Here is a 22161-nt window from a genome sequence, read left to right on the forward strand (position 1 = left end):
AATACAGTATATAGATATGAGTGGATTTATATCATCGCATGAACGAGTGTCAGTCACATGGAGACACGCAAGGTCCAGGTGACGGGCGGGTCGACATACACCGTCTCACTACCCAAAGAGTGGGCGACAGAAAACGACGTGAGCGCGGGCAGCGTCGTCGAATTCCACGCTGAGCGGGACCTGCTGCTGCTCGCTCCACAGCGGGACAACGGCCGCGTAGAAGGGAGTCTCGACGTGGAGGGACTCGAAAACAGGCACGAACTCACGCGAGCGGTGATGACGATGTACGTCAGTGGCTTCGACATCATCCAGCTCGAAGCGACTCGGATAACGGCCGAACAGCGACGCATCATCCGTGATGCGACACAGGGGCTGGTCGGTCTGGAGATGATTGAGGAAACGACCGACCGGGTCGTCCTGCAGGACCTGCTGGATTCCTCGGAGCTGTCTGTCCACAACGCGATCACGCGTATGCGGCTGGTCTCGTTGACAATGCTCTCCGACGCTGTCGAAGCGCTCATCGAGGACGACGACGACCTCGCGGCGGACGTGATGCAACGCGACGACGACGTGGACCGCCTCTGGTACATGGTTTCGCGCGTGTTCCGCACCGTCCTCCGAAACCCAACGGCAGCTAACGAGATCGGCTTCCCGCGCGAGACCGTCTTCGACTTCCAGTCCAGCGCCCGCCAGCTAGAGCGTATTGCCGACCACGCGACGAAGATCGCCAGCCTCTCCCAGGAAATCGGGGAGATCACCGGCGAAACAGCCGAGCTTCTCGATCAGCTGGAAGCCGAGGCCATTGCAGTCCCCGAGACTGCGATGGACGCCCTGTTGACCGAAGACTCCGACGAGGCCGTCGAACTGGCAAACGGAGCCCGTAGCCAGATCCCCGATGTCGACGAGACTGCCCGCGAAGTCGATGGCCAGATCCGCGAGTTCGACCCACAGAGCGCTCAGGTTCTGGGCCTAATCGTCGACTCCCTGTCCCGGACCGCCGACTACGGCGGCAACATTGCCGAAAGCGCCCTCCAGAAGGCCGCGCCTCGACCGCAGTCCTGACCACCCGGCACGGCAAAAACTAGAGAGCCGTCCTGCGACCTTAGCTTGTCGAAACGATACAATGACGACGATGCCGCCTGATCGTATCGAGGCACGTGACGGTGTCAACAAGCGCCGGGCACGTCACCGGACAGCCGTCGTAGAGATACCGAACGAGACTGGTCCCGTCAACACCGGAGAGAGCGGCGGCCGACCGGCTGTGGAGTTGCTGTTGGCGGGTCGCTGCCGCCGCCTCACAGTTAGCTTCAATTTCAGCAAGCTGGTCGTCGATGGTGTCGAGCCGCGCCGGGTCGGTTGTGCGGCGTGCGTTCGCACCGAGTGCAGCTGCACGGCGTTCGCAGTCATCAAGCGTCGCTTGCACCGACTGTAATGACTCCCGTTCGCGTTCGAGCGCCGGGAGCAACATTTCACGTTCGTCGCGCGCCCCCTCGCTTGCAGTCAACAGTGCCTCGTACAACTGCGCCGTCAAGCGCGTTCCCGTGGCGATCTGCGTGCCGAGTTCCGGGCCGAACTCCATCGACATATTCGCTTCTAGCGAGTCGTCGTACTCGGCTTCGAAATGTGGTACAGCCATGACCGTCTCGCGGTAGGCTTCCCGGACAGCACGCAGGCTAGTATCGGGTTTCGGCTGCCGGGCACTGAATGCCGACATCCCACCCCCGGAGGTGTCAACGGTACCCGCGGATTGGGCCGTCGGCTCAATAGATACCATCTGGGTCCGAAAACGCCTGAGCGCCGCCAGTTCAGCCTCGATGCAGTCGGTCTCTCGCTGAACGACAGCGAGCGCCTGCTCGATCCGCGGCTGGCTTGTCTCGGTGGTAGACACGGACACTCAGCCGGAGTATTTGCTGTCGTCGTATAGGTATTTTATATGTTCGCTATATAGACCGTCGTACCGCTACCGTCGGAATCCACAGTGGTGCGATTCGCTCCGAGCAGCAACGTCCCTGCCAGCGACAGGTACTGTCAGCCCGGCCCGTCCATGTCGTCCGCAACGGATTCACTTTTCCCGAGTGGGGAACTACGACCTGCTGGTAGCGATGACGAGATGTTACCCCCACTGAGAGCCAGTTTCTATGAATAGATTACGTCGCTTAGCGAGGCTACCAATCGGAACTCATACTGTTGGAGAGAGCATTTCACACTCAACGTTCAGTGAGAATGCGGTAGACGGCTTGGCTCTCGGGATAGCGTGTATTGACGGTTCGTGAGAACTGTCGTTCATATACTGCGGCCAAGGAAAAACTCTTGTTTTGCTCGAGATCACCGATGAAAGGACGTTCTGATGGCTTTCACGACCGTTCGAGTGTTAGAGCCTCTGAATCGTGCTGGCCGGAATTCGGATAGGGGACTAACAGCGCGGTAAGCGATACGCATACAAATTTGTTCGCTGATACTTATCAGCTGCTGGCTGTTTTACTATCGTGTAATGGCACGAATTATTCGGACGGTGATGCTCGCGGGCATTGTTCTGATTGCGACGACTGCGGTGGGTGCGAGCGCATTCACGGCGGCGACGGTCGACCGACAGGCGAACACCGACGTGGTGTCCGACGAAGACGGTCTCATCGGCCTGACTGACGGGAACTCCGGCAATCTCGTCTTCCAGAACCAACAAGACCAGCTCGAGATTAACTTCGAGAACGGCACTGCACTCGGCGCGAACACAGACGCTAAGTTCGAGCTCGGTGATCCCGCAAATCCCGGCACGTCACAGGCCTTCCAGGTCAGGAACAACGACGACGAGGCCCACATGATAAATGTCGGGTATTCCCTTGATGCGGACGACGGTAACACCGCCGACAACTACGAGTTCCGCATCTTCGACAGCGAGGGCAACGATGTCGGGACGGTCACCGAAGAGGGAACGACGGCCGCGGTCAACGCGGCCGCCGGCGCTAGCTACAACGTCGTTGTCGTCGTCGACACCGGTCACGGGACCGAGACGCTGACATCAACGAGTGACCTCTCGGGGACCCTCTCGTTCACCGTCGACGATGTCGACGAGGGCGGCACGAACTCCGACGGGAACTAACACTTGAAGGAAACCGCGGGTCGTTCGCGCTGAAACTCCGTCCACTTTCATACACTAATGCTCAGAAACCTCGGCCTCGCGCTCCTCCTGTTGTTCGTGGGCGCACTCGTCGCCCCAGCCGCCGCACCGGTCCAGGTTTCGTACGTTGTTTCTGACAGTATGGAACCGACGATAGCCACGAACGACGGCTACGTGCTGGTCGACGCCGGCACCGTCTCGGCGGGCGACATCATCACGTACCACTCCGAGGAGCGGGGCACGTCTGTCACCCACCGCGTGGTCGATATCACCGAGGCCGGGTTCGTGACACAGGGGGACGCGAACCCCTCGACTGACCAGGCATCGGGTTATCCGCCGGTACAGCCCGCGGATGTCTCGGGGACGGTCCTGACCGTCGATGGCGACCCGCTGCTCATCCCGAATCTGGGCGTCGGCATCGCGCTGCTCCGGAGCTATTGGCACCTGACCGTGGCGCTTCTGGCCGGCCTCGTCCTCTACCGCGTGGCTGGGTCGGCGAGGCAACGCGACAGGGACAGCGTCATTCGGAGCCGGGAAGTGATACTTACGACTGCTGTCGTCGCTGTCGTCGTCGGTGTCGCGCTGGTCTCGTTTGCCGGTACCGCTCAGACGACTGTGTATCAGGTCACCGAAGCGGAGACCCCGGGTGGGCAGACGCTGACTGTCGGGGCCGAACGGACCGAGTCACTGGTCGTCCGGACGGCCAAAACGCCGCTGACACACGTTGTCACCGACACCGACGGGATGACCATCACGGACACGACAACCGTCGACGAGCCAACGGCGAGCACCGGGGACGGTGACGGGGGAGCTATCGCCCGGCTCCAAGCCCGGGTTCTGGAGCCCGAGCGACAGAATATGACAGCCAGTATCCCCCCACAGGAGACGACTGGTCCACACCGGACGAGTCTGCGCGTCTCCCCGTACCCGGCGACGCTCCCGTACGGCGTCGTTACGACGTTGCACGGGATACACCCGCTGCTGGCGGCGCTATCGACGATACTGGTGATCGTCGCCCCGCTGTACGTGCTCTACTGGCTGCTCGTCGACACGATGGCCCCGCTCCGAGGCACGCGTAGTCGGCGGCTCCGTCGTCTGGGGAGGGAGCGATGAGCCGCCGGCGTCGTTCGGGTGGGCGGGGTTCGGGGCCGTCGTCGCTGTCCGTCGCGCTTTTGCTCGGCATGGCGCTCTTGGTGGTGACAGCCGGCACCCCGACGGTAGCGTTCACCAGCGCCACGTTCGACCGCGGGTCGGCGGCCACTGTCGCAGACGACGCGAACGGACTCCTCGCACTCGACGTCGCCGGGAGCGTGAGCGCGGGGTCGAGCAGCCGGCTCATCACAGTCACGAACCAGCTGGACCGGCCCCTCGACGTCACCGTCGTTCCTGAGAGCGCCTCGGTGATGCTGTCGAACGCACAGGCGACGCTCGATCCGGGCGAGTCGCTGACGACGTCGACGACGATCAGTTGCGATTCCCCGCCGGACTCGGTGTCCGCGACCGTAACGGCGGTTGCGGGATCGGCGTTCAGCGGGACGGCCACCCGGTCCACGACTGTCGATACCGGCGACTGTTCGAGCGACAACAGTCCGTTCTCGGCGGTGTCGGCGTCGGCGAGTACCGGCAGTTTCAGTGGCCCCAGTGGCGGGTCGACAGGCAGTGTCCGGTTCAACATCGAGAACACGGGGACGACGGCACACACCATCACCGCGTTCGAGCTCGTTGAGGCGGGAAACGCCACGGTACTCTCGTTCGGCGGACCAAAACCGGTGAATCTCAACCGGGGGAAAGACGAGGTGTATATCGACGCGACAGGCGGCGCTACCAGCAGCGAAGGCGCCGCCGAGGACGCCAGACGTGGGACGACCTTCGCCGTCGGCAGCGGCACCAGCCACAGCCTCGACCAGTCGGTGACAGTCGAGGCCGGCGAGTCAGCAGGGGTGTTCCTCTACCAGTTCACCGAGAACGGGGCTCCCTACACCTTCCAGAGCGGTGACGGCGTCACACTGGCGCTGACGCTACAGGACGGGACCCAGGTGACGGTGACGGTAACTGTCTGAGACGAATCAGCGTAGCTTATTTTCCGATTACGCCGCCCTCGGGGTCAGCAGGCACCGGAACATTGCTACACTGATCTGTATGAGAGAGGGAGCCACGAACCAGCGTCGGAGGCCGAATATCGTTTCGATAGGGCGGGACCCACGTCGGGGTCGAAACTATCGGAACCCGGTCTGTACGAGCGGTCGCCGACCGGCTTTCCAGCGAGTAAGTAGGCTCCTGAGTGAAAGGTTAGATTACCCTTTAGAATGTCGCTAACGGACCGATTAGTGTGTATGTGTGTAGCCCCGAAACCGGTGAGTTCGGATGAGTGCCAGCCTCCCACTCCGCCTGAAGTACGTCTGTGGCAGATACGGCCGTGCCATGATCGTGTCGCTGGTGGTTCTGAGCGCGCTCCTGTTCGTCGGAGCCGCCGTCGCCGAACCCTCCACCCAGCAGAAGACGGTACAGACGAACGAGCAACGCGTCAGCACAGAACTGACCGCGTCCGGAGAGGTCGTCTCCGACTCGTCGCTGTACGAGGAGCGAGAGACGGTGACCGACTCGCCGGTCTACATGATGGAATCGATTCCGGCGCTCACGATAGAGGCGGCGAGTTCCGTCCCGTCTGAGCAGTCGGTGACTGTCACACACGAGATAACGCTGCAGCTGTCCGTAGAGCGACAGGGTGAGGTGTTCTGGACCGATCAGCGGACAGTCGCAAACAGGACACAGCGTGTCAGCGACGGAACCGCGCAAACGACGGCAACGCTCGATGTCGCGTCGCTGGCCGAGAATCGGTTGCGTGCGCTGGAAGCGGACACGAACGGCGTCGGCACAGTGCGGGCACGGGTCGTGCTTGACACTAGCTATGAGACGAACGCGTACACGGGATCGACGACCATCAGCTCGCCACTTACCGTCTCTGACCGCTACTACGAGTTCGACACGCCGCGGAAGGCCGAGCGAATCCACACCACCCCTGTCGTCCAGAACAACACGGCAGCACCGAGCGGTGTCGGCGCGCTTGCGACCGCCATCGGCATCCCCGGTCAGTCGGTGTGGCTGCTGTTTGCCGGACTACTCGGCCTGGTGGGTGCGGTAGCGATCAAGACGGTCAATGTCCGCACCGGTGACTTTGAGGCGTTCGAGCGCCGCTACGAGAGCGTTCGGTACGCGGAGTGGATCTCCCGCGGCCGGATCCCGGACACCGGACAGTACGCCCGCGTGCCCGTAGAGCGGTTAGTCGATCTCGTCGACATCGCAATCGACTCGGAAAAGCGTGTCATCTACGATACAGAGCAGGAGTACTACGCCGTCGTCGACGGGAATCTCATCTACGAGTTCAGAGAGGAGTCCGACGCCCCGGGTCGGATGCACGAGTTCGGACTCGCACCCATCGACGGGGAGTCGGTGACGCCAGAACAGGCACTGCAAGAGGCCGAGGCGATGGTCACTACTGAGAACGGTGACGCAGGGGGCGACGGGTCGTCGACGTTCAGGAGCGAGTTGGATTCGCCGCCGGAGAGGAACTAGCGCGGTGAGCGAACGCCGCACGACGGAGGGGGCAGAACGGCGACTCGACGCCATCGAACGCGTTTCGGACGGCGTGGTAGTGCTGGATTTCGGGCGCCGCTATACGCACCACAATCGGAGCGCTGCGATCAGCCTCGGTACCGACCGGAGTCACTGTGTGGCGAGTACGTACGGACAGAATGCCAAGATATGCAGGGAACTGCGGTACAGGACGCGGTCAGGCGGGCACTCGATAATAGACGTATTTTTTAGCGGTGACGGTATACCCGTTATTGGTGGCGATGACGAGATGTTACCCCCGCTGAGCCCCTTGTGACGATGGACTTTTCCTGAGCCACCATTTCAACTCCGAACAGCGACTAAAACGGTGCAGCAGGGCCTTCGTCGGAATCTCTGTCAGCAGCTGCAGTGTCTGCCGGCGTCTCCTCATCTTCGGCACGCTCCAGCGGGCCGTCCCAGCCGTTCAGCCCCGGTGCAAAGCTTACAACGTCACCATCAAACCCTTCGTACGACGCGATGAGCCGGGCGGCCTGCACACTGGACTTTCCTTTCGGGCACACTGTCACGACCTCGTCGTCGCCTTCGAACCGTTCGACTTCATCGACGAGCGACGGGAACGGGACGTTCTCGCTCTCGGGGATGTGGCCTCGCTCGAACGCGCCGGGTGAGCGGATATCGACTACCCGGACCGTCTCCTCGTCGAGTTTCGACCGTAGCTCGTCGGCGTCGATTTCGCCGTCCATATCCAGCCGCTAGCGGGCGATACCTAAACCTTCACCGGCTACAGCAATCCATCAGCCTGTGCCAGCAGGATGCCTTCGATGGTCGCGTCGTTAGCTGGCTCGCGACGGGCGACCGCCAGTGCCTCGTCGATGGGAACTGTCGTCACCGAGAGGAACTCGTTGTCGTCAAGTTCCCGGTCGACCGGTTCGAGGCCCTCAGCGAAGACGATGCCACGGCGGTGCCGGAGCACGCCGGTCGAACACGAGAACTCTTCGATAAGTGAGACGCCGGCGGCCTCGAAGCCGGTCTCCTCGCGGAGTTCGCGCGCACCGGCGGCCGTGTAGGATTCGTCGTCCTCGACGATGCCGGCCGGGAGTTCGAGGCACTGCTCACGAATGGTCGGGCGGTACTGGTCGACCATGACGAGTTCGTCGCCGGTCGTGGCGACCACGACGGCCGCATCAGGCAGTTCGGCCCAGTAGTAGTCCTTCTCGGAGCCGTCGGGCTGGCGAACTCGGTCGTAACCGCCGGTGTACCAGCCGGTCTCGTACTCGCGTTGGCTCTCGACGATTGGCCACTCGTGGTCCGGTTCGCGGGTCATACGTCCTGTCGGACCGCGACGTGGTAAAACGTGCCGTTGTGCCGGACGACGACGCCGTCGTCGGTTACAGCCCCGTCGTACTGCTGGCTAAGCGCGTCTCGCTCGTCGAACGGCGAATGAGTGAACGCACCCTTGAACCCGAGCGGCCCGCGCCAGTACGGCTCGGATTGCCCGGTCGCCGACGGAGATGCGTCGGCCAGCGCCTCGCTCGTGTACGGGAAGCGTCGCTCAGACTGGCTGCTCCAGTTGATTGCCGTACCGTTGTCGACGCTGTACTCGCCGTCGGTCGGCGTAGCAACGGCGTAGTAAGGGTCCCCGCTCTTGAGGAGGCCCGGCAGCGCACCCAGCGCCAGCAACAGCACGACGACGGCGATGATACCGAGCAGGGTGTTCCGTGTGACCGGGCGCATCAGATGACCTCGCGGTAGATGCGGCCGAAGGCCTGGCGACGAAGCGTCCCGACAGCAGCGCGACGTTCGTCCTGAAACGTCGCCGCGACGGCCTGCTCCGCGAAGGGCGCGGCGTGCCAGACAACGTTGTCGACGTTCTCCGCGCCGACTAGCGTCACCTCACAGTCGGTGTCTTCGCGCCACTCTTCGAACTCCGCCATCGAGCCGACCTGAACCGCGAGCGATTCTGCGAACAGCACGTCGCGAGCGGTTTCGACGACCTCGCTGGTGACTCGCTCCTCGTAGGTCTCCGGGTCGAGACCCATCGCCTTCGCGACTTCCTTGACGACGACCTGCGCCGTCGGCCCGAACGCGTCGTAGCGCTCGCGGGCCTCGGCTGCCGATACCGGCGCGAACTGCCCCTCAGTGTCCATACGTCCTGTTGCTGCCGGCGGGACTATTCGGTTTCGTCTCCGGTCGCGCCAGCCTCGTCGCCAGCGTCGGATGCCGACGTGTCGCTATCAGTGGTGTCCGCATCGTTCTCGTCGTCGCTATCGCGTAGCATCTCCCGCGTCAGGTCCCGAGCCTCGGCCAGCACCTCGCTGTCGTGGTCGCTGAGCGCGTTCGATCCCCGGTGGCGGTCCGCGCCCTGCGGGAGGTCGCCGTGGCCGTGTCCGTGCGCGTGGTCGTGGCTATGCCCATCGCTGCGGTCGACGGTATCCTCGAACACCTGTGGGAACTCCGTCTCCTCAGCGTATTCGACGACTTCGGTGGACAGTTCGTCCTCGCCGAGTTGGCCCCAGTCGGGGACGCGGTCGTCAAGCCACGCTTCATGATCATCGCCGCCGGTCATCGCGGTAAACGCGAGGTGGTTCGCCAGATGCACGTCATCGGCTTGCGGGTCGTCACACACTGGACAGGCGTATCCCATCGGTGTGCAAAGCGTGGATGCGGAGCCGTATATGTAGTCGGGGTCTCGAAGCGGTCGTCGTTTCAGACCGGCGCTCCCGCTCTTCGCCGGGACTGCATCTGAGTATACGGACCGCGGAGTGAGGCAAGCGCCTACAGCAGACAGACCATTACCAAGGCGTCCTCGCCGTTGCTGTAGTAGTTCGGAATCGTCTTGCGGTGTTCGAACCCGAAGCGCCGGTAGAGCTTTCGCGCGCCGCCATTGTCGGCCCGGACCTCCAGCTTGACCGAGCCGGCACCGGTCTCGTCGATGACCTCCATCGCACGCCGCAACAGCGCGCTCGCAACCCCCTGCCGTTGGTACGCCGGCCGAACCGCGAGGTCCTTGATGTGACCGAGCGGGGTACCGTGGTTCGGCACCGTATCCGCGATGACGTAGCCTGCGACAGCGGGCGGGTCGTCGTCGTCGTTACCGGTTTCGGCGACGAGAAACCCCGTTTCGCCGAGATAGCTCTCCAGTGCAGAAAACGGCCATGGCTGTGGAAATGACGCCTGCTCGATGCGGTGGACCTCGATGAGATCCGCACGGACGGCGCGTCGAACCGCTGGCGTATCCGGCGTCTCCGGTCCGTCAGGAGCGACCGTTGTCACGTGTGTACTTCGGTATGGACCTACATATGTGTTACCGCCGACCGAAGATATCCCGGGTTCTGACTGTTTGTCGATAAGTGCTGATAATTCATGCATCGATAGGGGCAGGACAAAGTTAGAACTCCGGAAGGTTCTTTAGTCTGACGAGTCTATCTATAAGCGCACCCATTTTGGGTGCCACCACCCCCACCCCCACCCCTCTTTCCAAACTTTTCCATCGCTGCCGAGTTGTACTAGACGTAGGTTCTGCCAGAGCCGACTGCAGGCGTCGGAATGAAGGCGTCCCCAGCTACGGAATGGGTATCATATCTCTGGCGCTGGTGCGGTTCTAGTATCCTGTTATCTGAAGGAAACGTGGTACTAGGCTTCGTTTCTCGATAAAAAACCGCGGTCAGAAGGCGACCGCGCTGTCTCACGGCGCAAAGCGCCGTTCGACCTGAAATCGATTCCTCGCTACGCTCGGAATCGCTCCGTCACGGGTCGTTCCTCCCCGTCGTCGGGCGGCGATGCTGCCCGACTGCCTGCGGGACCTACGGTCCCGCTCCGCTCCGGAATCTGAGGTCGCTTCGCGACCTCGCGTTAGTCGTCAGCAGGTGCAGCGCCGCCGTCGTCGTGCTGCTGCTTCGTGTGCGAGAGTTTGCCACCGGCGGCGAGGATCTCGCGTTCGCGCTCGGAGGCGTCAAGCTGGCCAGTCGCTTCCCAGTCGTCGTTCACGCGGATGGTGAACTCCGTCTGGCCGGACTTGACGGCCTCGGCCGCGTCGTCGACGACTTCGATGTCGTCGCCTTCCTCGATCTTCTCGTAGGTCTCCTCGTCGATGGTGAGCGGGACGATACCGAAGTTGAACAGGTTCGCCTTGTGGATGCGGGCGAAGCTCTGTGCAAGAACGGTCTCGATACCCAGGTACATCGGGCACAGGGCCGCGTGTTCACGCGAGGACCCCTGACCGTAGTTCTCGCCAGCGACGAGTACGCCGCCGTCTGCTTCGAGTGCGCGCTCCGCGAACGTGTCGTCGACGCGCGAGAGCGTGAACTCGGAGAGCTTCGGGACGTTCGACCGGTACATCAGGATGTCCTGTGTGGCCGGGATGATGTGGTCCGTCGTGATGTTGTCCTCCATCTTCAGGAGGGCTTCACCACCGACTTCGGTCTCAAGCGGGTCCTTCAGCGGCACGTCGCCGATGTTCGGGCCCTTGATGAGTTCGTCGTCGACGGCGTTGTCCGGCGCGATGAGGTCCGATTCGGAGTTGCCGATGTACTGGTCGGGCATCTCCAGACCGGGTGCCTCGAGGTCGCCGAGTTCGTCGGCGAGGTCTCGCGGGTCAACGATTTCGCCTTTGATGGCCGCCGCAGTGGCGACTTCCGGCGAGCAGAGGTAGACGTTGTCGTCCTCGATACCGGAGCGACCCTCGAAGTTGCGGTTGAACGTCCGCAGGGAGACGGAGTCGGAGGCCGGGACGTGACCGATGCCGATACAGGCACCACACGTCGCCTCGGAGAAGTTGACGCCAGCGGCCATCATCTCCGCGGTCCAGCCCTCGCGGGCCAGCATCTCGGAGGCCTGCTTGGAGCCGGGGGCGACGATCATCTCGGTCTTCTTGTCGATGTTGCGCCCTTCCAGCATCTTCGCGGCCGGGAGGATGTCCTCGTAGGCGCCGTTCGTACAGGAACCGATCATGACCTGCTCGACGTCGACGCCCTCGACCTCGGAGACCGGCACGACGTTGTCAGGCATGGACGGCTCGGCGATGAGCGGTTCGAGGTCCGAGAGGTCGACGACGATTTCGTCGGCGTACTCGGCATCCTCGTCGGGGCCGATGTCCTCGAAGACATCCTCGCGGCCGAGGCGTTCGAGGTAGTCCTTGGTCTGGTCGTCCGTCGGGAAAATCGACGAGGTGGCACCGAGCTCGGTCCCCATGTTGGTGATGGTGGTCCGCTCGGGGACGGTCAGCGTCTCGACGCCGGGACCGGTGTATTCCAGCACCTTGCCGACGCCGCCCTTGACCGACAGCCGGCGGAGCAGCTCCAAGATGACGTCCTTGGCAGTCGCCCATTCGGGCAGTTCGCCTTCGAGGCGGACGTTGACGACTTCCGGCATCTCAATGTAGTAGGCGCCGCCACCCATCGCGACGGCGACGTCGAGGCCACCGGACCCGATAGCGAGCTCGCCGAGGCCGCCGGGGGTCGGTGTGTGGGAGTCGGACCCGAGCATCGTCTTGCCGGGTGCAGCGAAGTTCTCCTTGTGGACGTTGTGACAGATACCGTTGCCGGGGCGCGAGAAATGGGCCCCGAACGTGCCTGCCGCAGAGCGGAGGAAGCGGTGGTCGTCGGTATTCTTGAAGTCGAACTGATAGGTCTGGTGGTCACAGTACTGGGCGGCTAGTTCCGTCTGAACCTCTTCGAGGCCCAGCGCTTCGAACTGCAGCCAGACGAGTGTCCCGGTCGTGTCCTGTGTCAGCACCTGATCGATCTCGATCCCGATCTCTTCTCCGGGTGTTAGCTCCCCTTCGACGAGATGGTCGTCGAGAATTTTTTCCGTAAGCGTCTGTCCCATAACGTGCGTCAATGGATGGCGCGGCGGTATAAATCCCGCGTATTCCGTCGTATTTTTCATATAAAAATCCGTGCCGTCGGTCACTCAGAAGCGAGTCAACAGGCCGGGACAGCGGTCGACCAGACCGGCAGGTCTTTCCACGACACTCGCACAGAACCGCGTATGTTCAAGAGTGGGCGGTTCGTCGCCGATGCTCTCGGCGACCTGAGAGACTCGCAGGTGCAACCGAACGGCGTCGACCTTACGCTCGGTGCAATCTACGAACAGGTCGAGCCGGGGCGCATCGAACGCGGCGACAAAACTGTCGGCGAGCGACAGGAAGTTGAGCCCGACGACGGTGTCTATCACCTCGACCGGGGCGGCTACATCGTCGAGTACGCCGACCGGGTCGTCATTCCGGATGGCCACATCGGCTTTCTCCTCCCGCGGTCGTCGTTGCTCCGCAACTCCTGCATGCTTGATACGGCTGTCTGGGACGCCGGTTACGAGGGGCGAGGCGAGGGGCTACTGGAGGTCCACCACCCAATCGAACTCGAACAGGGCGCGCGGATCGCACAACTCGTGCTCGCTGACGCCGCTCACGAAGGGACGTACGAAGGGTCGTATCAGGGTGAAAATCTCTGAGATGTAATCGCAGTCCCAGACGTGTCTCATCGTCCGAGACATGGTAGGCCATGCTGTGAATTTAAGTGGATTTCCTGAGTGCTATCGATTGGTGCTTGAAGCAACTATACCCCGGTCCACACTGCCGTTAGCCTTCAGTACCCGGAAATTACACAAGCACCGTTTTCAGGTACGACAACTGTCTGACCGGGGTTTATCATCGTTGCTGCGTGACAGTGAGACATGATAGTAGAATTTCACATCGATGCCCCCCTCTTGCAGCGAACAGCTGAAACGCTGAGTAAAGCAGCGATACGGATACAGCGACTTCACTGCGAGAGCGGCGACTGCCGTGCCGTCGCCTGGATTGGCCCCGTCGAACGGCCCGCCATCGAAGCGAATCTGGCCCAGGACGAGAGTATCACCGACTATGCCCATGTAGCGGCAGAAGGAGATGGTCACTGGTATACCCTGCATACAACTGATACGACAATCGACACGATCGGAGAATCGTTATTAAACGCGGACGGGTTCCTGCTCGGTGCCGCACAGACCGGCGATGACTGGGTGTTTCGAGCCCGGTTCCCCGAGAAGAGTTCCGTACTGTCGTTCCGTGACACACTCGTGGCCAGTGATATCAACATCGACATTCAGACTATCACTGACGACACGGAAGCCTCCCCACAGTTCGGCGTGACGGACCCACAGCGAGAAGTGCTGTTGCTCGCGCTCAATCGTGGGTACTTCACCGTCCCGCGGGAGTCGTCCCTCTCGGACCTCGCCACGGAGCTCGGTATCTCCAGTCAGGCCGCTTCAGAGCGGCTCCGGCGGGGGACGCGAACGCTGGTACAGAACACGCTGGCGGCCCCTGAACGGCCGCTTGTCGGCTCACCGCCGGAGTAATCGGACCAGGAACGGCTTCCGGCTGGTGAAAAGCGAGGGTGGTGGGACGCTGACCCGCTGTGAGAACCGGGTCTGGGGGCGACAGATTGCCGAATAGCTGTGTTTTGCGTCGTTTGAGCTGACAGTGTGTGACGCAGCGTCTGGTCTGTCATCGGCACGCCGGTTACTTCAGACAGTGAAACTGCTCATCCGCTGTTATAAGAGAAGGGAGCGTATGGTAGGATATGAGCTCGAACGAGGGGACTGTGTATATGCTGCGAAACCGGGCCACGGAGGGGTCCGACGACTGGGTGAGCCCCGAACCCGCAGAAGATGTTATTGCCGATGCGGTACTCGAAGCGACAGATCTGGATGCAGATGATATTGACGAGCTGGATACATACGTCAACAGCGAGTCACTCCGTGCGGTCGTCGGGGAAAGGACGACGGAGTCGCTGACGTTCACTGTCGAAGGACACGACGTGACGATAACGGCTGACGGTGAGGTTTCTGTCGACGGGTAACGGGCGCTGACACGTCCCCGTCCAAATGACATAAGACGGTGGCCCGAGAGCCCAAGGTATGACCCGCATCGCGCTCATCGCACACGACGACGAGAAGCCCGAGATGATCGACCTGGCACAGAGTTACGAAGCAACGCTTTCGGAGTTTGACCTCGTCGGGACCGGCACGACGAGCAAGCGCATCATGGCAGAGACCGACCTCACAGTCGAACGCAAGGAGAGCGGGCCGATGGGCGGCGACACGCAGATCGGCGCAGAAGTCGCTGAGGGCCGGATGGACGGCATCGTCTTCCTCCGGGACCCGCTGACGGCACAGCCCCACGAGCCGGACATCTCGGCGCTCCTGCGCATCTGTGACGTTCACGACGTGCCGCTGGCGACGACGCGGGCCTCTGCAGAATACATCCTCGAAGGGCTGGCACAGGACAGAGCCGACGACTAGTTCCGCAGTCGACACCGCCTACAATCTACTTATTCAGCGTACGTCGGTCGCTCCGCGTACTCGATGGGGTCCCGTTCCCCGATTCGCTGGAAGGCTTCGAGCCGGAACGCACAGGCGTCACAGGTCCCACAGGCCGGTTCGTCGTCCCGGTAGCAACTCCAGGTGTCCGCGTAGGGGACGCCGAGTTCGACGCCGCGCTTGGCGATGTCGGTCTTGGACCACTCGACGAAGGGCGCGACGAGGGCGATGTCGGTGTCGGGCTTCGTTCCGGCGTCGATGACGCCCTGAAAGGCGTCAAAGAAGGCGGGCCGACAGTCCGGATATCCCGAGAAATCCTCACTGTGTGCGCCGATGAAGACGGCTCCGCAGTCGTTGGCCTCGGCGTAGGAGACCGCCATCGAGAGGAGGTTCGCGTTCCGGAACGGGACGTACGAGGTCGGAATCTCGTCGCTGTCGGTGTCAGCGTCCGCTACCTCCATGGAGTCGTCGGTCAGCGACGACGCGCCGATCTGGGTGAGGTGGCCGGTTTCGACGTGGAGGAAGTCAGCCGCGTCGACGTGGTCGGCCAGCGCGCTGGCACACTCGTACTCCCGGTCCTCGGTGTTTTGCCCGTAGCTCGTATGCAGCAGGTACAGGTGGTCGTAACCGCGGGTCTGTGCTTCGTAGGCCGCCGTGGCGCTGTCCATGCCGCCCGAGGCGAGCACGACAGCGCGGGTGTCATCAATCATCTGTTGTCGGTCAGGTCAGTCAGGTGCCCGGTGCGTCGTTCCAGAGGTCGACGTGGAGTCGCGGCGTGTATCGGTAGCCGTGCTCCAGCGCGAGGTCAGCGACCGTCTCCCGGGTCGCTTCGAGCTGGTCTCGCGTCTGGCCTTCCGGCATCAGCAGCACGTCGTCGTCACGCACGCGGGTCGACGCGGCGTCGCGGAGTCGCTTGAGGAGGCGCTCGATTTCGGCCATATCCTCGCGCCCTGTGACGACGAACTTCAGTTGCGTGTCGTAGGTTTCGACGAGTTCGGCCAGCGTCGGCACGTCGAGCCGGCGCTCCTCGTGGCGGTCCGCCCACTCGCCGTTACCGTCGGGGTCGCGGTCGGCCGTCGGCGTGCTGGAGGCCAGTTTCGGGCTGACACTGGCGAGGTCGATAGGGGCGTCCGGGACGACGGTCCCGTTGGTCTCGACCGTCGTGTGATACCCCCGGTCGGTCAGCCGTGCCAGCAAGTCCTCGCTCGAATCGTGAATGAGCGGTTCGCCGCCGGTCAGGACGACGTGGTTGGCGTCGTACTCCTCGATAGCCGCGAGCACGTCATCGACGGTAAACCAGTCATGGGTCGGCTCCCACGAGGTGTGATAGGAGTCACAGAACCAGCACCGCAGGTTACAGCCGCTGGTCCGGACGAACACGCTCGGGACGCCCGCCAGTCGGCCCTCGCCCTGAAGGGACTGGAACAGTTCGTTGATGGGGAGGTCACCCGACTCTGCGTCGGCGTCGGTCCCCTCGATATCGACCCCGGGCGCGTCGTTTGCGACCGGCATCAGCGGATACAGAGTTCGCTTGTCTCCCGAACAGAGACGGCGACATCCGACACGGTCTCGGGGAGGCGGTCGGCGAGGCGCTGTTCCAGTATCGCCGCCATGACCTCGGCTGTCGGCGGGTGGTCGAGGACGACCACGGCGTCGCCGTCGCCGCTGGCGTCAAAGGCCTCGACCAGTGGGTCGCCGGCCTCAAGCAGGAAACGGTGGTCCCACTCGTCGATTACGTCCGTAATCTCGCCCTTGTCAACGACCCACCCCTCATCGGTGAGTTCGCCGGTGACGCGGACGGTTACTTCGTAGTTGTGTCCGTGCGGGCGCGAGCATTTCCCGTCGTGATGGAGCAATCGATGGCCCGCAGAGATCCGGAGCGGCCGGTCACCGCCGACGACGAGTTCGCGTTCGCCAGCGTCGGCGAGTGTGTTATCGGCCTTCGATAGTCGCTGAGACATATCACGGTATTATCGGTCGGTGGCTTAACTCTCACGGGAACTGGCCCGCAAGTGTCTCGGTAACACGGAACTGAGATAGAAGGGACTTCAGTAGTCATTCTCCGACAGTATGCGTGCAGTGGCGGACGCGCATCGAGAGCAAATAGACAGTAGCTAATCGGACAGCGTTCACCGCAGGATGGTGCTCAGCAATCTCCAAAGCCGGTTCCGCGTCTTAGTATGGGTGCCAGATTACTCAGAGATTGTTCCGTCGTCAACGGCCGCAAGTCGTCGGTTCATCGCTCGGAGATACTCGGCGGCAGCGTCGGGATCGTCGGTATCGAGCACGGTGTACACTTGCTCACAGCCGTGGAGCAACTGCGAGCGCAACTCACACTCCGGGAGTTTGTTCCGGCTGACCGTCTCGACCGTCGCAACCGTCTGCCGAGCCGTATCGAACTCCGCGCCGCTGATCGCCGTCTCTCCCTCTTCAGCGAGTTGTGTCAGCACCGCGTGTACGTCGCTGGGCAGATCTCTGGACACAGACGCTGTTAGGTATGCACAGTGATAACGGTCGTGTTGAATGCACAGCGGAAAACGCGGCACAAGCCCCAGACGACAGTTATGATTGCTTCCGAGATGCACTGACGGTGGTTTTAATCTGTCCTGTCCCTAGCGTGTACTATGACGACCGATCGGCTGTTATTGGTCGAAGACAGCGATTTTCTCGGGACACAACTACAGGACGCACTTCGGGGCTACAATTTCGCCGTCGCCGTCGTTTCGACTGCCCGTGAAGCAGCACGACACGTTGCCCAGAACGAGGTCGACTGTGTCGTAACGAACTACGACCTGCCGGATGAAACTGGTATTGCGCTGGCCAGGGATCTACCCGACTCACTGCCGGTCCTCCTGCTGACAACGACCGAACTGAAATCGATTGCGGCCGAGGCGCTGGAGGCCGGTGTAACCGATTTCGTGCACAAAGACAACATTGTCGGAGAGATGAATATCGTGGCCAATCGGGTCTCCGTGGTAGTCCGTGCAGGCCGGGAGTGACCTCGAAACACGGCAGTCGGCAGCGGTGGCCCATGTTGCGAGGGACTATCGGTGGCGAACATCGGCGTAAGGGATAGGTCACTGCAGCCCACAGAGTCGGGTGTGACACGACGTGCCGTCGAACGAGAGTTCGAACGTTACCTCTCGCAGTTCGTCGACGAGACGTACGCGGCGTTTGACGTGGCAGCCGTGCTACGCGGGTCAAACGGGAGCGGAGGCCGCGTTGCGGGCAAACTGCTGAACAACAGCCGCCCACTAGAGCGCCACGTCATCCGGCCGAAACTCCAGTCCTACCAGCAACAGATACTCGACCAGCTGGAGCCGGTGCTCGATTACGCCGCCACTGACGCGGCGTTCGACACCTATGCTGACGAAGTGCTGGCCCGGGACATCTACTGGGACGCGCTCCGGGACACCGTCCGTGGCGACCGACGAGACCAGATTCGGGAGCGACTGCTGGCCCGCCAGCAGTCGTTTGGCGATGACCTCGAACCGCTGGTGGCCGCCGACAGCGACGACTTCTGGACTGCTGTCACCGACGCATACGACCAAGAGATGGCGACGGATATTGTCCAGACACACTTCGAGTTCTCCGTCCCACTACAGGAGGACCAGAACGCCTTCGCCTTCGAACTAAGCATCGACCCCGGCGAGGTGCTGGGCGGTCTCGCACGGGCCCTCCCCACGCTCGATGTCGAGTTCACCGACGAGGCATTGCGGTCGATGCGACGGGCTGAACAACAGGTCATTCCGTCGGCGAAGGCTGACGTAGAACAGGCGTACGAGTCATAGAACCCTCGTCGCCGGATGTCGGTTTCTACAGTACGCGCTCCCGGCTGGTGTTCCTCAGAAGTTCAGTCCGAAAGTGGACACGACGGCCGCCTTGGCACGTGGACGGCCGTCGCGTCAGGTATTGGTGTTGGTGTTGACTGACGACGGCAGGGATGGTTTACTCACGTCGGCTCGGTCTCGGACTCCGCGAGACCGAATAGCATGGGAGCTTGGCAGCGAACGCCGGTGACAGCGTTCACATGCGGGCTTCAGTACGTAGACCAATCGACCTGCCATCGGTTTCCATGTACCCATATGGTAAATAACCTACGGAATATGTTACTTCTATACTGAGTAAATCATTATAGGCCGCCGTCAGCGACTAGAACACCGGAACGCAGGTGGGGTCGAAAATACTAGAAATCTGGTAATTCTTTGGCACAGGTCACGGGAGTCGAACGTGGCGGTGAAGCGGGCGGCGTCGCGTCAATCGCCGAAGGGCCAGTCTCCTGTAATCCGCATCCCTTCGGCGAGGTTCTGTGCTTCGAGCGCATCGGCGATCTCCGCGGGGTCTTTGTGAGCAGGCCGTGCAGAGTCGTCCGCAAGCGCCACAGCAAGTTCGGTTAGAAGGACGGCCTGTTCGCGGAACGTCCGGGGTTCCAGTTTGTCCAGCGTATCGGCGTGGGTGTGGCCCCAGCCACGTCCCTCGCCGCCGGTTTCGCTGGTCACGTGATAGCCGGGGACGCCCCGCTGCACGAACGGCCAGTGGTCGCTATGGGGGCCTTGCTCCGGCGTGAGCGAAATGGGGTGGTCAAAGCGGTCAGCCACGTCCTCGGCAGCGGCCGTAAGTGCGTCGAAGCCGTGAGTGTAACACTTCAACGTGCGACCCTGAACGACGCCGTCGAAGTTGAGCACGGCCGTTACGTCGTCGAGGGTAGTTTCGCCGGCCAGCCGATTCGAGCCGACAAGTCCGACCTCCTCGGCACCGAAGGCGACGAACTCCACGCGCGTCGCCAGTTCGTCCTCGCGGCCGGCCAGCGCGCGGGCCACCTCAACGACCATCGCCGTCCCGGCCCCGTTGTCCATCGCCCCTTCCGCGATGTCGTGGGCGTCGACGTGGCTGGTCACCAGCAGTCGCTCGTCCGTGTCCGGTCCCAGTTCGGCGTGGACGTTCTGGCTCGTCGCCTTGGGGGTCTCGCAGTCGACGCTGAGGGTGACGTTTTCTCCGGCGTATCGGCGAGCTAGCCGTGCGCCCGTCTCGCTTGCGACGCCGATAGCCGGAATCTCGCCGATTGGTGCGTCCGCGGTGCCGACGCTCCCGGTCGGTGGCAGCACGCCGTCGACGTGGTTACGGTAGATGAACCCCGCGGCTCCCGCCTCGACAGCGTGGTAGTACTTTTCGCGCCGGTGGATATACCGGTCGTACCAGTCGGGCACGTCCGAGCGGGCCAGCACTATCTGGCCCTCGCAGTCAGCGTCTTCGAAATCCTCTGGGAGACCGTGACCGACATCGACCAGTTCGCCGGTCACCTTGCCGGCCGGCGACCGCGGGAGGGCGATGGACTCGTGGGCCTGTGTCGCGACCGGCGACCCGCTGGCATGGACGGCGCTGTCGCCCCGCTCCCAGCCCTGTATCCCGAACTCAGAGAGCCGAGCGTCGCGGGCGTACGCCGCCAGCGCGTCTCGGGTCGCTTCTGCGGCCGCCCGTTCGCCGCCGCTGCCCGCCATCCTGTTCCCGATGTCGACCAGCGTCTCCAAGTGGTCCCACCCGACCGTGCTGGTGAACGTTTCTCCGATCCAGTCAGTGTCGTCCATACGTCTCGGTGGGGCCGTGCCGGCTTTGAAATTGGGGGTCGCCGAGCCGAAATCGGCGGCGGTTACGACGACGCGAGCGGGCCGTATCGACTGGTGAGTCCATATCCAAGAACAGCCAGTGCAGTGACAGCGAGGCCGAAGCAGAGCAAGGAAAGAAGCAAATCAAGCGGCGTGACGGCTATGACCGGCTGGTTCAGGAGGCGATAGGACGCCGAAAGGAGCCCACTACCGAGAGCACTCGCGGCGAGGAATCCGCCGAAACTGGCGAGCCCGACGGCAAAGGCGGCGACAGTGTAGTACCGCTTGGACAGGTCGCGCCGCGTGGCGTCGACGTACACCAGCGCGGCGGCGGCCGGCGACACGAACAGGGCGACAACAACCGGGAGGAGGGTCATATCCGGGATGTGGCTGCGAGTCTACATAAAATCGGCTCCCAAGAGCTGACCCACCACCACCACAGCGGCCGCCGTCCCCGGTATTTTATCCGGGGCCCGCGAAGCCGGCCCATGCGCGCGGCAGTGCTTGAGGCGTACGGCGAACCGCTGGCCGTCCGGGACCGCGACCCGCCGACGCCGAACCCGGACGGGGCCGTCGTCGCGGTCGAGGCGTGTGGGATCTGTCGGAGCGACTGGCACGCCTGGCAGGGCCACGGCGACTGGGCCGACGACGACGTGCCGATAGGGCAGGTGCTGGGTCACGAACCGGCGGGTCGCGTCACCGCAACGGGCAACCAGGTGACGACAGTGTCGGTCGGCGACCGCGTCGTCGTGCCGTTCAACCTCGGCGACGGGACCTGTGGCTACTGCCGGAACGGTCACGGCAACGTCTGTACAGACGGGTGGGCGCTGGGCTTCGAATCCGATGCGCCGGGCGCGTTTGCCGAGCAGGTCGCCGTCCCGCAGGCCGACTACAACCTCGTGGGGCTGCCCGACGGCGTCAGCTTCGACGCCGCGGCGGCGCTTGGCTGTCGATACGTCACAGCGTTCCACGCACTGGCCCATCGGGCCGATATCGCCGCCGGGGACCGCGTCGCGGTGCATGGCTGTGGCGGCCTCGGGCTGGCAGCCGTCCAGATCGCGTCGGCACTGGGTGCGAGCGTCATCGCCGTCGACATCCGGGACGAGCCGCTGGCGATGGCCCGTGACGCGGGCGCAAGCACCGTTGTCGACGCCAGCGCTGTCGAGGACGTGCCGGCGGCCATCGAGGGCGAAACGGACGGCGGCGCGGAGGTGTCCGTCGATGCGCTGGGCCGAGCCGAGACCTGTCAAAACAGCGTTCGGAGCCTCCGCCCACGGGGGACACACGTTCAGGTCGGGCTGACGACCAACGCCGAGCGCGGCGAGGTGGCGCTGCCGACCGACTGGATTACCCGCTGGGACATCGACGTGCTCGGCTCTCGCGGGATGCCGCCGTCGCGGTACGACGAACTCCTCCGACTGGTCGCTGACGGGCCGCTCGACCCCGGTGCGCTCGTCACTCGCCGAGTCGCGCTAGAGGCGGTTTCGGAGCGGCTGGCGGCGATGACCGACTACGGAACCGACGGCATCGAACTGGTGACAGAGTTCGGTCGGTAGCGGGTACGCTTTTCCCGCT

General features: G+C 63.0%; 25 protein-coding genes and 1 pseudogene. 12 read left to right on the forward strand and 14 right to left on the reverse strand.

Annotated features, from left to right (window positions below; all coding sequences use genetic code 11):
* The first annotated feature begins 57 nt into the window (after window positions 1-57).
* On the forward strand, window positions 58-1062 hold the full coding sequence (locus G9463_RS12250; protein WP_004958590.1) for a phosphate uptake regulator PhoU: 1005 nt from the start codon (window positions 58-60) through the stop codon (window positions 1060-1062).
* Between the two features lie 40 nt (window positions 1063-1102).
* On the opposite strand, the gene G9463_RS12255 is transcribed toward G9463_RS12250, so the two are convergent.
* Window positions 1103-1888, reverse strand: a complete 786-nt coding sequence (locus G9463_RS12255; RefSeq protein ID WP_121303895.1) for a hypothetical protein — start codon at window positions 1886-1888, stop codon at window positions 1103-1105.
* A 603-nt stretch (window positions 1889-2491) separates the two neighbouring features.
* Between G9463_RS12255 and G9463_RS12260 the strand changes: the two genes are divergently transcribed.
* The 4 genes from G9463_RS12260 (at window position 2492) to G9463_RS12275 (ending at window position 6688) form a co-directional block, all read left to right on the forward strand.
* Window positions 2492-3097, forward strand: coding sequence for a hypothetical protein (locus tag G9463_RS12260; RefSeq protein WP_165896856.1), 606 nt, complete (start codon window positions 2492-2494; stop codon window positions 3095-3097).
* 57 nt (window positions 3098-3154) lie between these two features.
* Entirely contained in the window at window positions 3155-4228 is a 1074-nt protein-coding gene (locus tag G9463_RS12265) for a signal peptidase I (protein ID WP_004958601.1), read from the forward strand.
* Complete coding sequence (locus G9463_RS12270; RefSeq protein WP_165896857.1) at window positions 4225-5175, forward strand: hypothetical protein; 951 nt, start codon at window positions 4225-4227, stop codon at window positions 5173-5175. The genes G9463_RS12265 and G9463_RS12270 overlap by 4 nt, the downstream gene beginning before the upstream one ends.
* 304 nt (window positions 5176-5479) lie before the next feature.
* A complete protein-coding gene (locus G9463_RS12275; RefSeq protein WP_165896858.1) occupies window positions 5480-6688 on the forward strand; it encodes a DUF5305 family protein in 1209 nt (402 codons plus the stop codon).
* A 359-nt stretch (window positions 6689-7047) separates the two neighbouring features.
* Here the strand turns inward: G9463_RS12275 and G9463_RS12280 are convergent, their stop codons facing one another.
* The 7 genes from G9463_RS12280 to G9463_RS12310 all read right to left on the reverse strand — a co-directional run bounded on the left by G9463_RS12280 (window position 7048) and on the right by G9463_RS12310 (window position 12514).
* Window positions 7048-7431 carry a rhodanese-like domain-containing protein gene (locus tag G9463_RS12280; protein WP_011224056.1) on the reverse strand — a complete coding sequence of 128 codons (384 nt, stop codon included), beginning with the start codon at window positions 7429-7431 and terminating at the stop codon, window positions 7048-7050.
* A 38-nt stretch (window positions 7432-7469) separates the two neighbouring features.
* The gene (locus G9463_RS12285) at window positions 7470-8012 is read right to left on the reverse strand and encodes an NUDIX hydrolase (protein WP_121302434.1); all 543 of its coding nucleotides are present in this window, start codon (window positions 8010-8012) and stop codon (window positions 7470-7472) included.
* Complete coding sequence (locus tag G9463_RS12290) at window positions 8009-8422, reverse strand: hypothetical protein (RefSeq protein ID WP_007189288.1); 414 nt, start codon at window positions 8420-8422, stop codon at window positions 8009-8011. Before G9463_RS12290 ends, G9463_RS12285 begins: the two co-directional genes overlap by 4 nt.
* On the reverse strand, window positions 8422-8835 hold the full coding sequence (locus G9463_RS12295; RefSeq protein WP_004958625.1) for a DUF5809 family protein: 414 nt from the start codon (window positions 8833-8835) through the stop codon (window positions 8422-8424). Before G9463_RS12295 ends, G9463_RS12290 begins: the two co-directional genes overlap by 1 nt.
* A gap of 23 nt (window positions 8836-8858) precedes the next feature.
* Window positions 8859-9332 (reverse strand): DUF5810 domain-containing protein, encoded by a 474-nt coding sequence (locus tag G9463_RS12300; RefSeq protein WP_049919110.1) that lies wholly within the window; start codon window positions 9330-9332, stop codon window positions 8859-8861.
* A gap of 131 nt (window positions 9333-9463) precedes the next feature.
* Entirely contained in the window at window positions 9464-9961 is a 498-nt protein-coding gene (gene rimI, locus G9463_RS12305; RefSeq protein ID WP_004958630.1) for a ribosomal protein S18-alanine N-acetyltransferase, read from the reverse strand.
* Window positions 9962-10540: 579 nt separating this feature from the next.
* Window positions 10541-12514 (reverse strand): aconitate hydratase, encoded by a 1974-nt coding sequence (locus tag G9463_RS12310; protein ID WP_004958634.1) that lies wholly within the window; start codon window positions 12512-12514, stop codon window positions 10541-10543.
* A 141-nt stretch (window positions 12515-12655) separates the two neighbouring features.
* On the opposite strand from G9463_RS12310, the pseudogene G9463_RS12315 reads away from it, so the two are divergent.
* The 4 genes and pseudogenes from G9463_RS12315 to G9463_RS12330 all read left to right on the forward strand — a co-directional run.
* Window positions 12656-13138: pseudogene (locus G9463_RS12315) on the forward strand (deoxyuridine 5'-triphosphate nucleotidohydrolase); the annotation flags it as partial.
* Between the two features lie 222 nt (window positions 13139-13360).
* Window positions 13361-14020, forward strand: a complete 660-nt coding sequence (locus G9463_RS12320; RefSeq protein ID WP_121302431.1) for a helix-turn-helix domain-containing protein — start codon at window positions 13361-13363, stop codon at window positions 14018-14020.
* A 224-nt stretch (window positions 14021-14244) separates the two neighbouring features.
* Window positions 14245-14523 carry a HalOD1 output domain-containing protein gene (locus G9463_RS12325; RefSeq protein WP_004958641.1) on the forward strand — a complete coding sequence of 93 codons (279 nt, stop codon included), beginning with the start codon at window positions 14245-14247 and terminating at the stop codon, window positions 14521-14523.
* A 58-nt stretch (window positions 14524-14581) separates the two neighbouring features.
* A complete protein-coding gene (locus tag G9463_RS12330) occupies window positions 14582-14965 on the forward strand; it encodes a methylglyoxal synthase (RefSeq protein WP_007189293.1) in 384 nt (127 codons plus the stop codon).
* Window positions 14966-14994: 29 nt separating this feature from the next.
* Here G9463_RS12330 and queC read toward each other — a convergent pair whose 3' ends face one another.
* The 4 genes from queC to G9463_RS12350 all read right to left on the reverse strand — a co-directional run bounded on the left by queC (window position 14995) and on the right by G9463_RS12350 (window position 17466).
* Complete coding sequence (queC, locus tag G9463_RS12335; RefSeq protein WP_165896859.1) at window positions 14995-15693, reverse strand: 7-cyano-7-deazaguanine synthase QueC; 699 nt, start codon at window positions 15691-15693, stop codon at window positions 14995-14997.
* Between the two features lie 19 nt (window positions 15694-15712).
* Window positions 15713-16495: a 7-carboxy-7-deazaguanine synthase QueE gene (locus G9463_RS12340; RefSeq protein ID WP_165896860.1), complete on the reverse strand. Its 783-nt coding sequence runs from the start codon at window positions 16493-16495 to the stop codon at window positions 15713-15715.
* A complete protein-coding gene (locus G9463_RS12345) occupies window positions 16495-16944 on the reverse strand; it encodes a 6-pyruvoyl tetrahydropterin synthase family protein (RefSeq protein ID WP_165896861.1) in 450 nt (149 codons plus the stop codon). Before G9463_RS12345 ends, G9463_RS12340 begins: the two co-directional genes overlap by 1 nt.
* Window positions 16945-17175: 231 nt before the next feature.
* The gene (locus tag G9463_RS12350; RefSeq protein WP_165896862.1) at window positions 17176-17466 is read right to left on the reverse strand and encodes a hypothetical protein; all 291 of its coding nucleotides are present in this window, start codon (window positions 17464-17466) and stop codon (window positions 17176-17178) included.
* Window positions 17467-17607: 141 nt separating this feature from the next.
* Between G9463_RS12350 and G9463_RS12355 the strand changes: the two genes are divergently transcribed.
* The gene (locus G9463_RS12355; protein WP_004958661.1) at window positions 17608-17982 is read left to right on the forward strand and encodes a response regulator; all 375 of its coding nucleotides are present in this window, start codon (window positions 17608-17610) and stop codon (window positions 17980-17982) included.
* A 102-nt stretch (window positions 17983-18084) separates the two neighbouring features.
* Complete coding sequence (locus G9463_RS12360) at window positions 18085-18774, forward strand: hypothetical protein (RefSeq protein WP_049938968.1); 690 nt, start codon at window positions 18085-18087, stop codon at window positions 18772-18774.
* Window positions 18775-19239: 465 nt separating this feature from the next.
* On the opposite strand, the gene G9463_RS12365 is transcribed toward G9463_RS12360, so the two are convergent.
* Entirely contained in the window at window positions 19240-20568 is a 1329-nt protein-coding gene (locus tag G9463_RS12365; protein ID WP_165896863.1) for a M28 family peptidase, read from the reverse strand.
* 62 nt (window positions 20569-20630) lie between these two features.
* On the reverse strand, window positions 20631-20963 hold the full coding sequence (locus tag G9463_RS12370) for a hypothetical protein (RefSeq protein ID WP_165896864.1): 333 nt from the start codon (window positions 20961-20963) through the stop codon (window positions 20631-20633).
* Between the two features lie 111 nt (window positions 20964-21074).
* Between G9463_RS12370 and G9463_RS12375 the strand changes: the two genes are divergently transcribed.
* Complete coding sequence (locus G9463_RS12375) at window positions 21075-22142, forward strand: zinc-dependent alcohol dehydrogenase family protein (RefSeq protein WP_165896865.1); 1068 nt, start codon at window positions 21075-21077, stop codon at window positions 22140-22142.
* The last annotated feature ends 19 nt before the right edge of the window (window positions 22143-22161 follow it).

The sequence above is a fragment of the Haloarcula sp. JP-Z28 genome (assembly GCF_011440255.1).
Taxonomy (GTDB): domain Archaea; phylum Halobacteriota; class Halobacteria; order Halobacteriales; family Haloarculaceae; genus Haloarcula; species Haloarcula marismortui.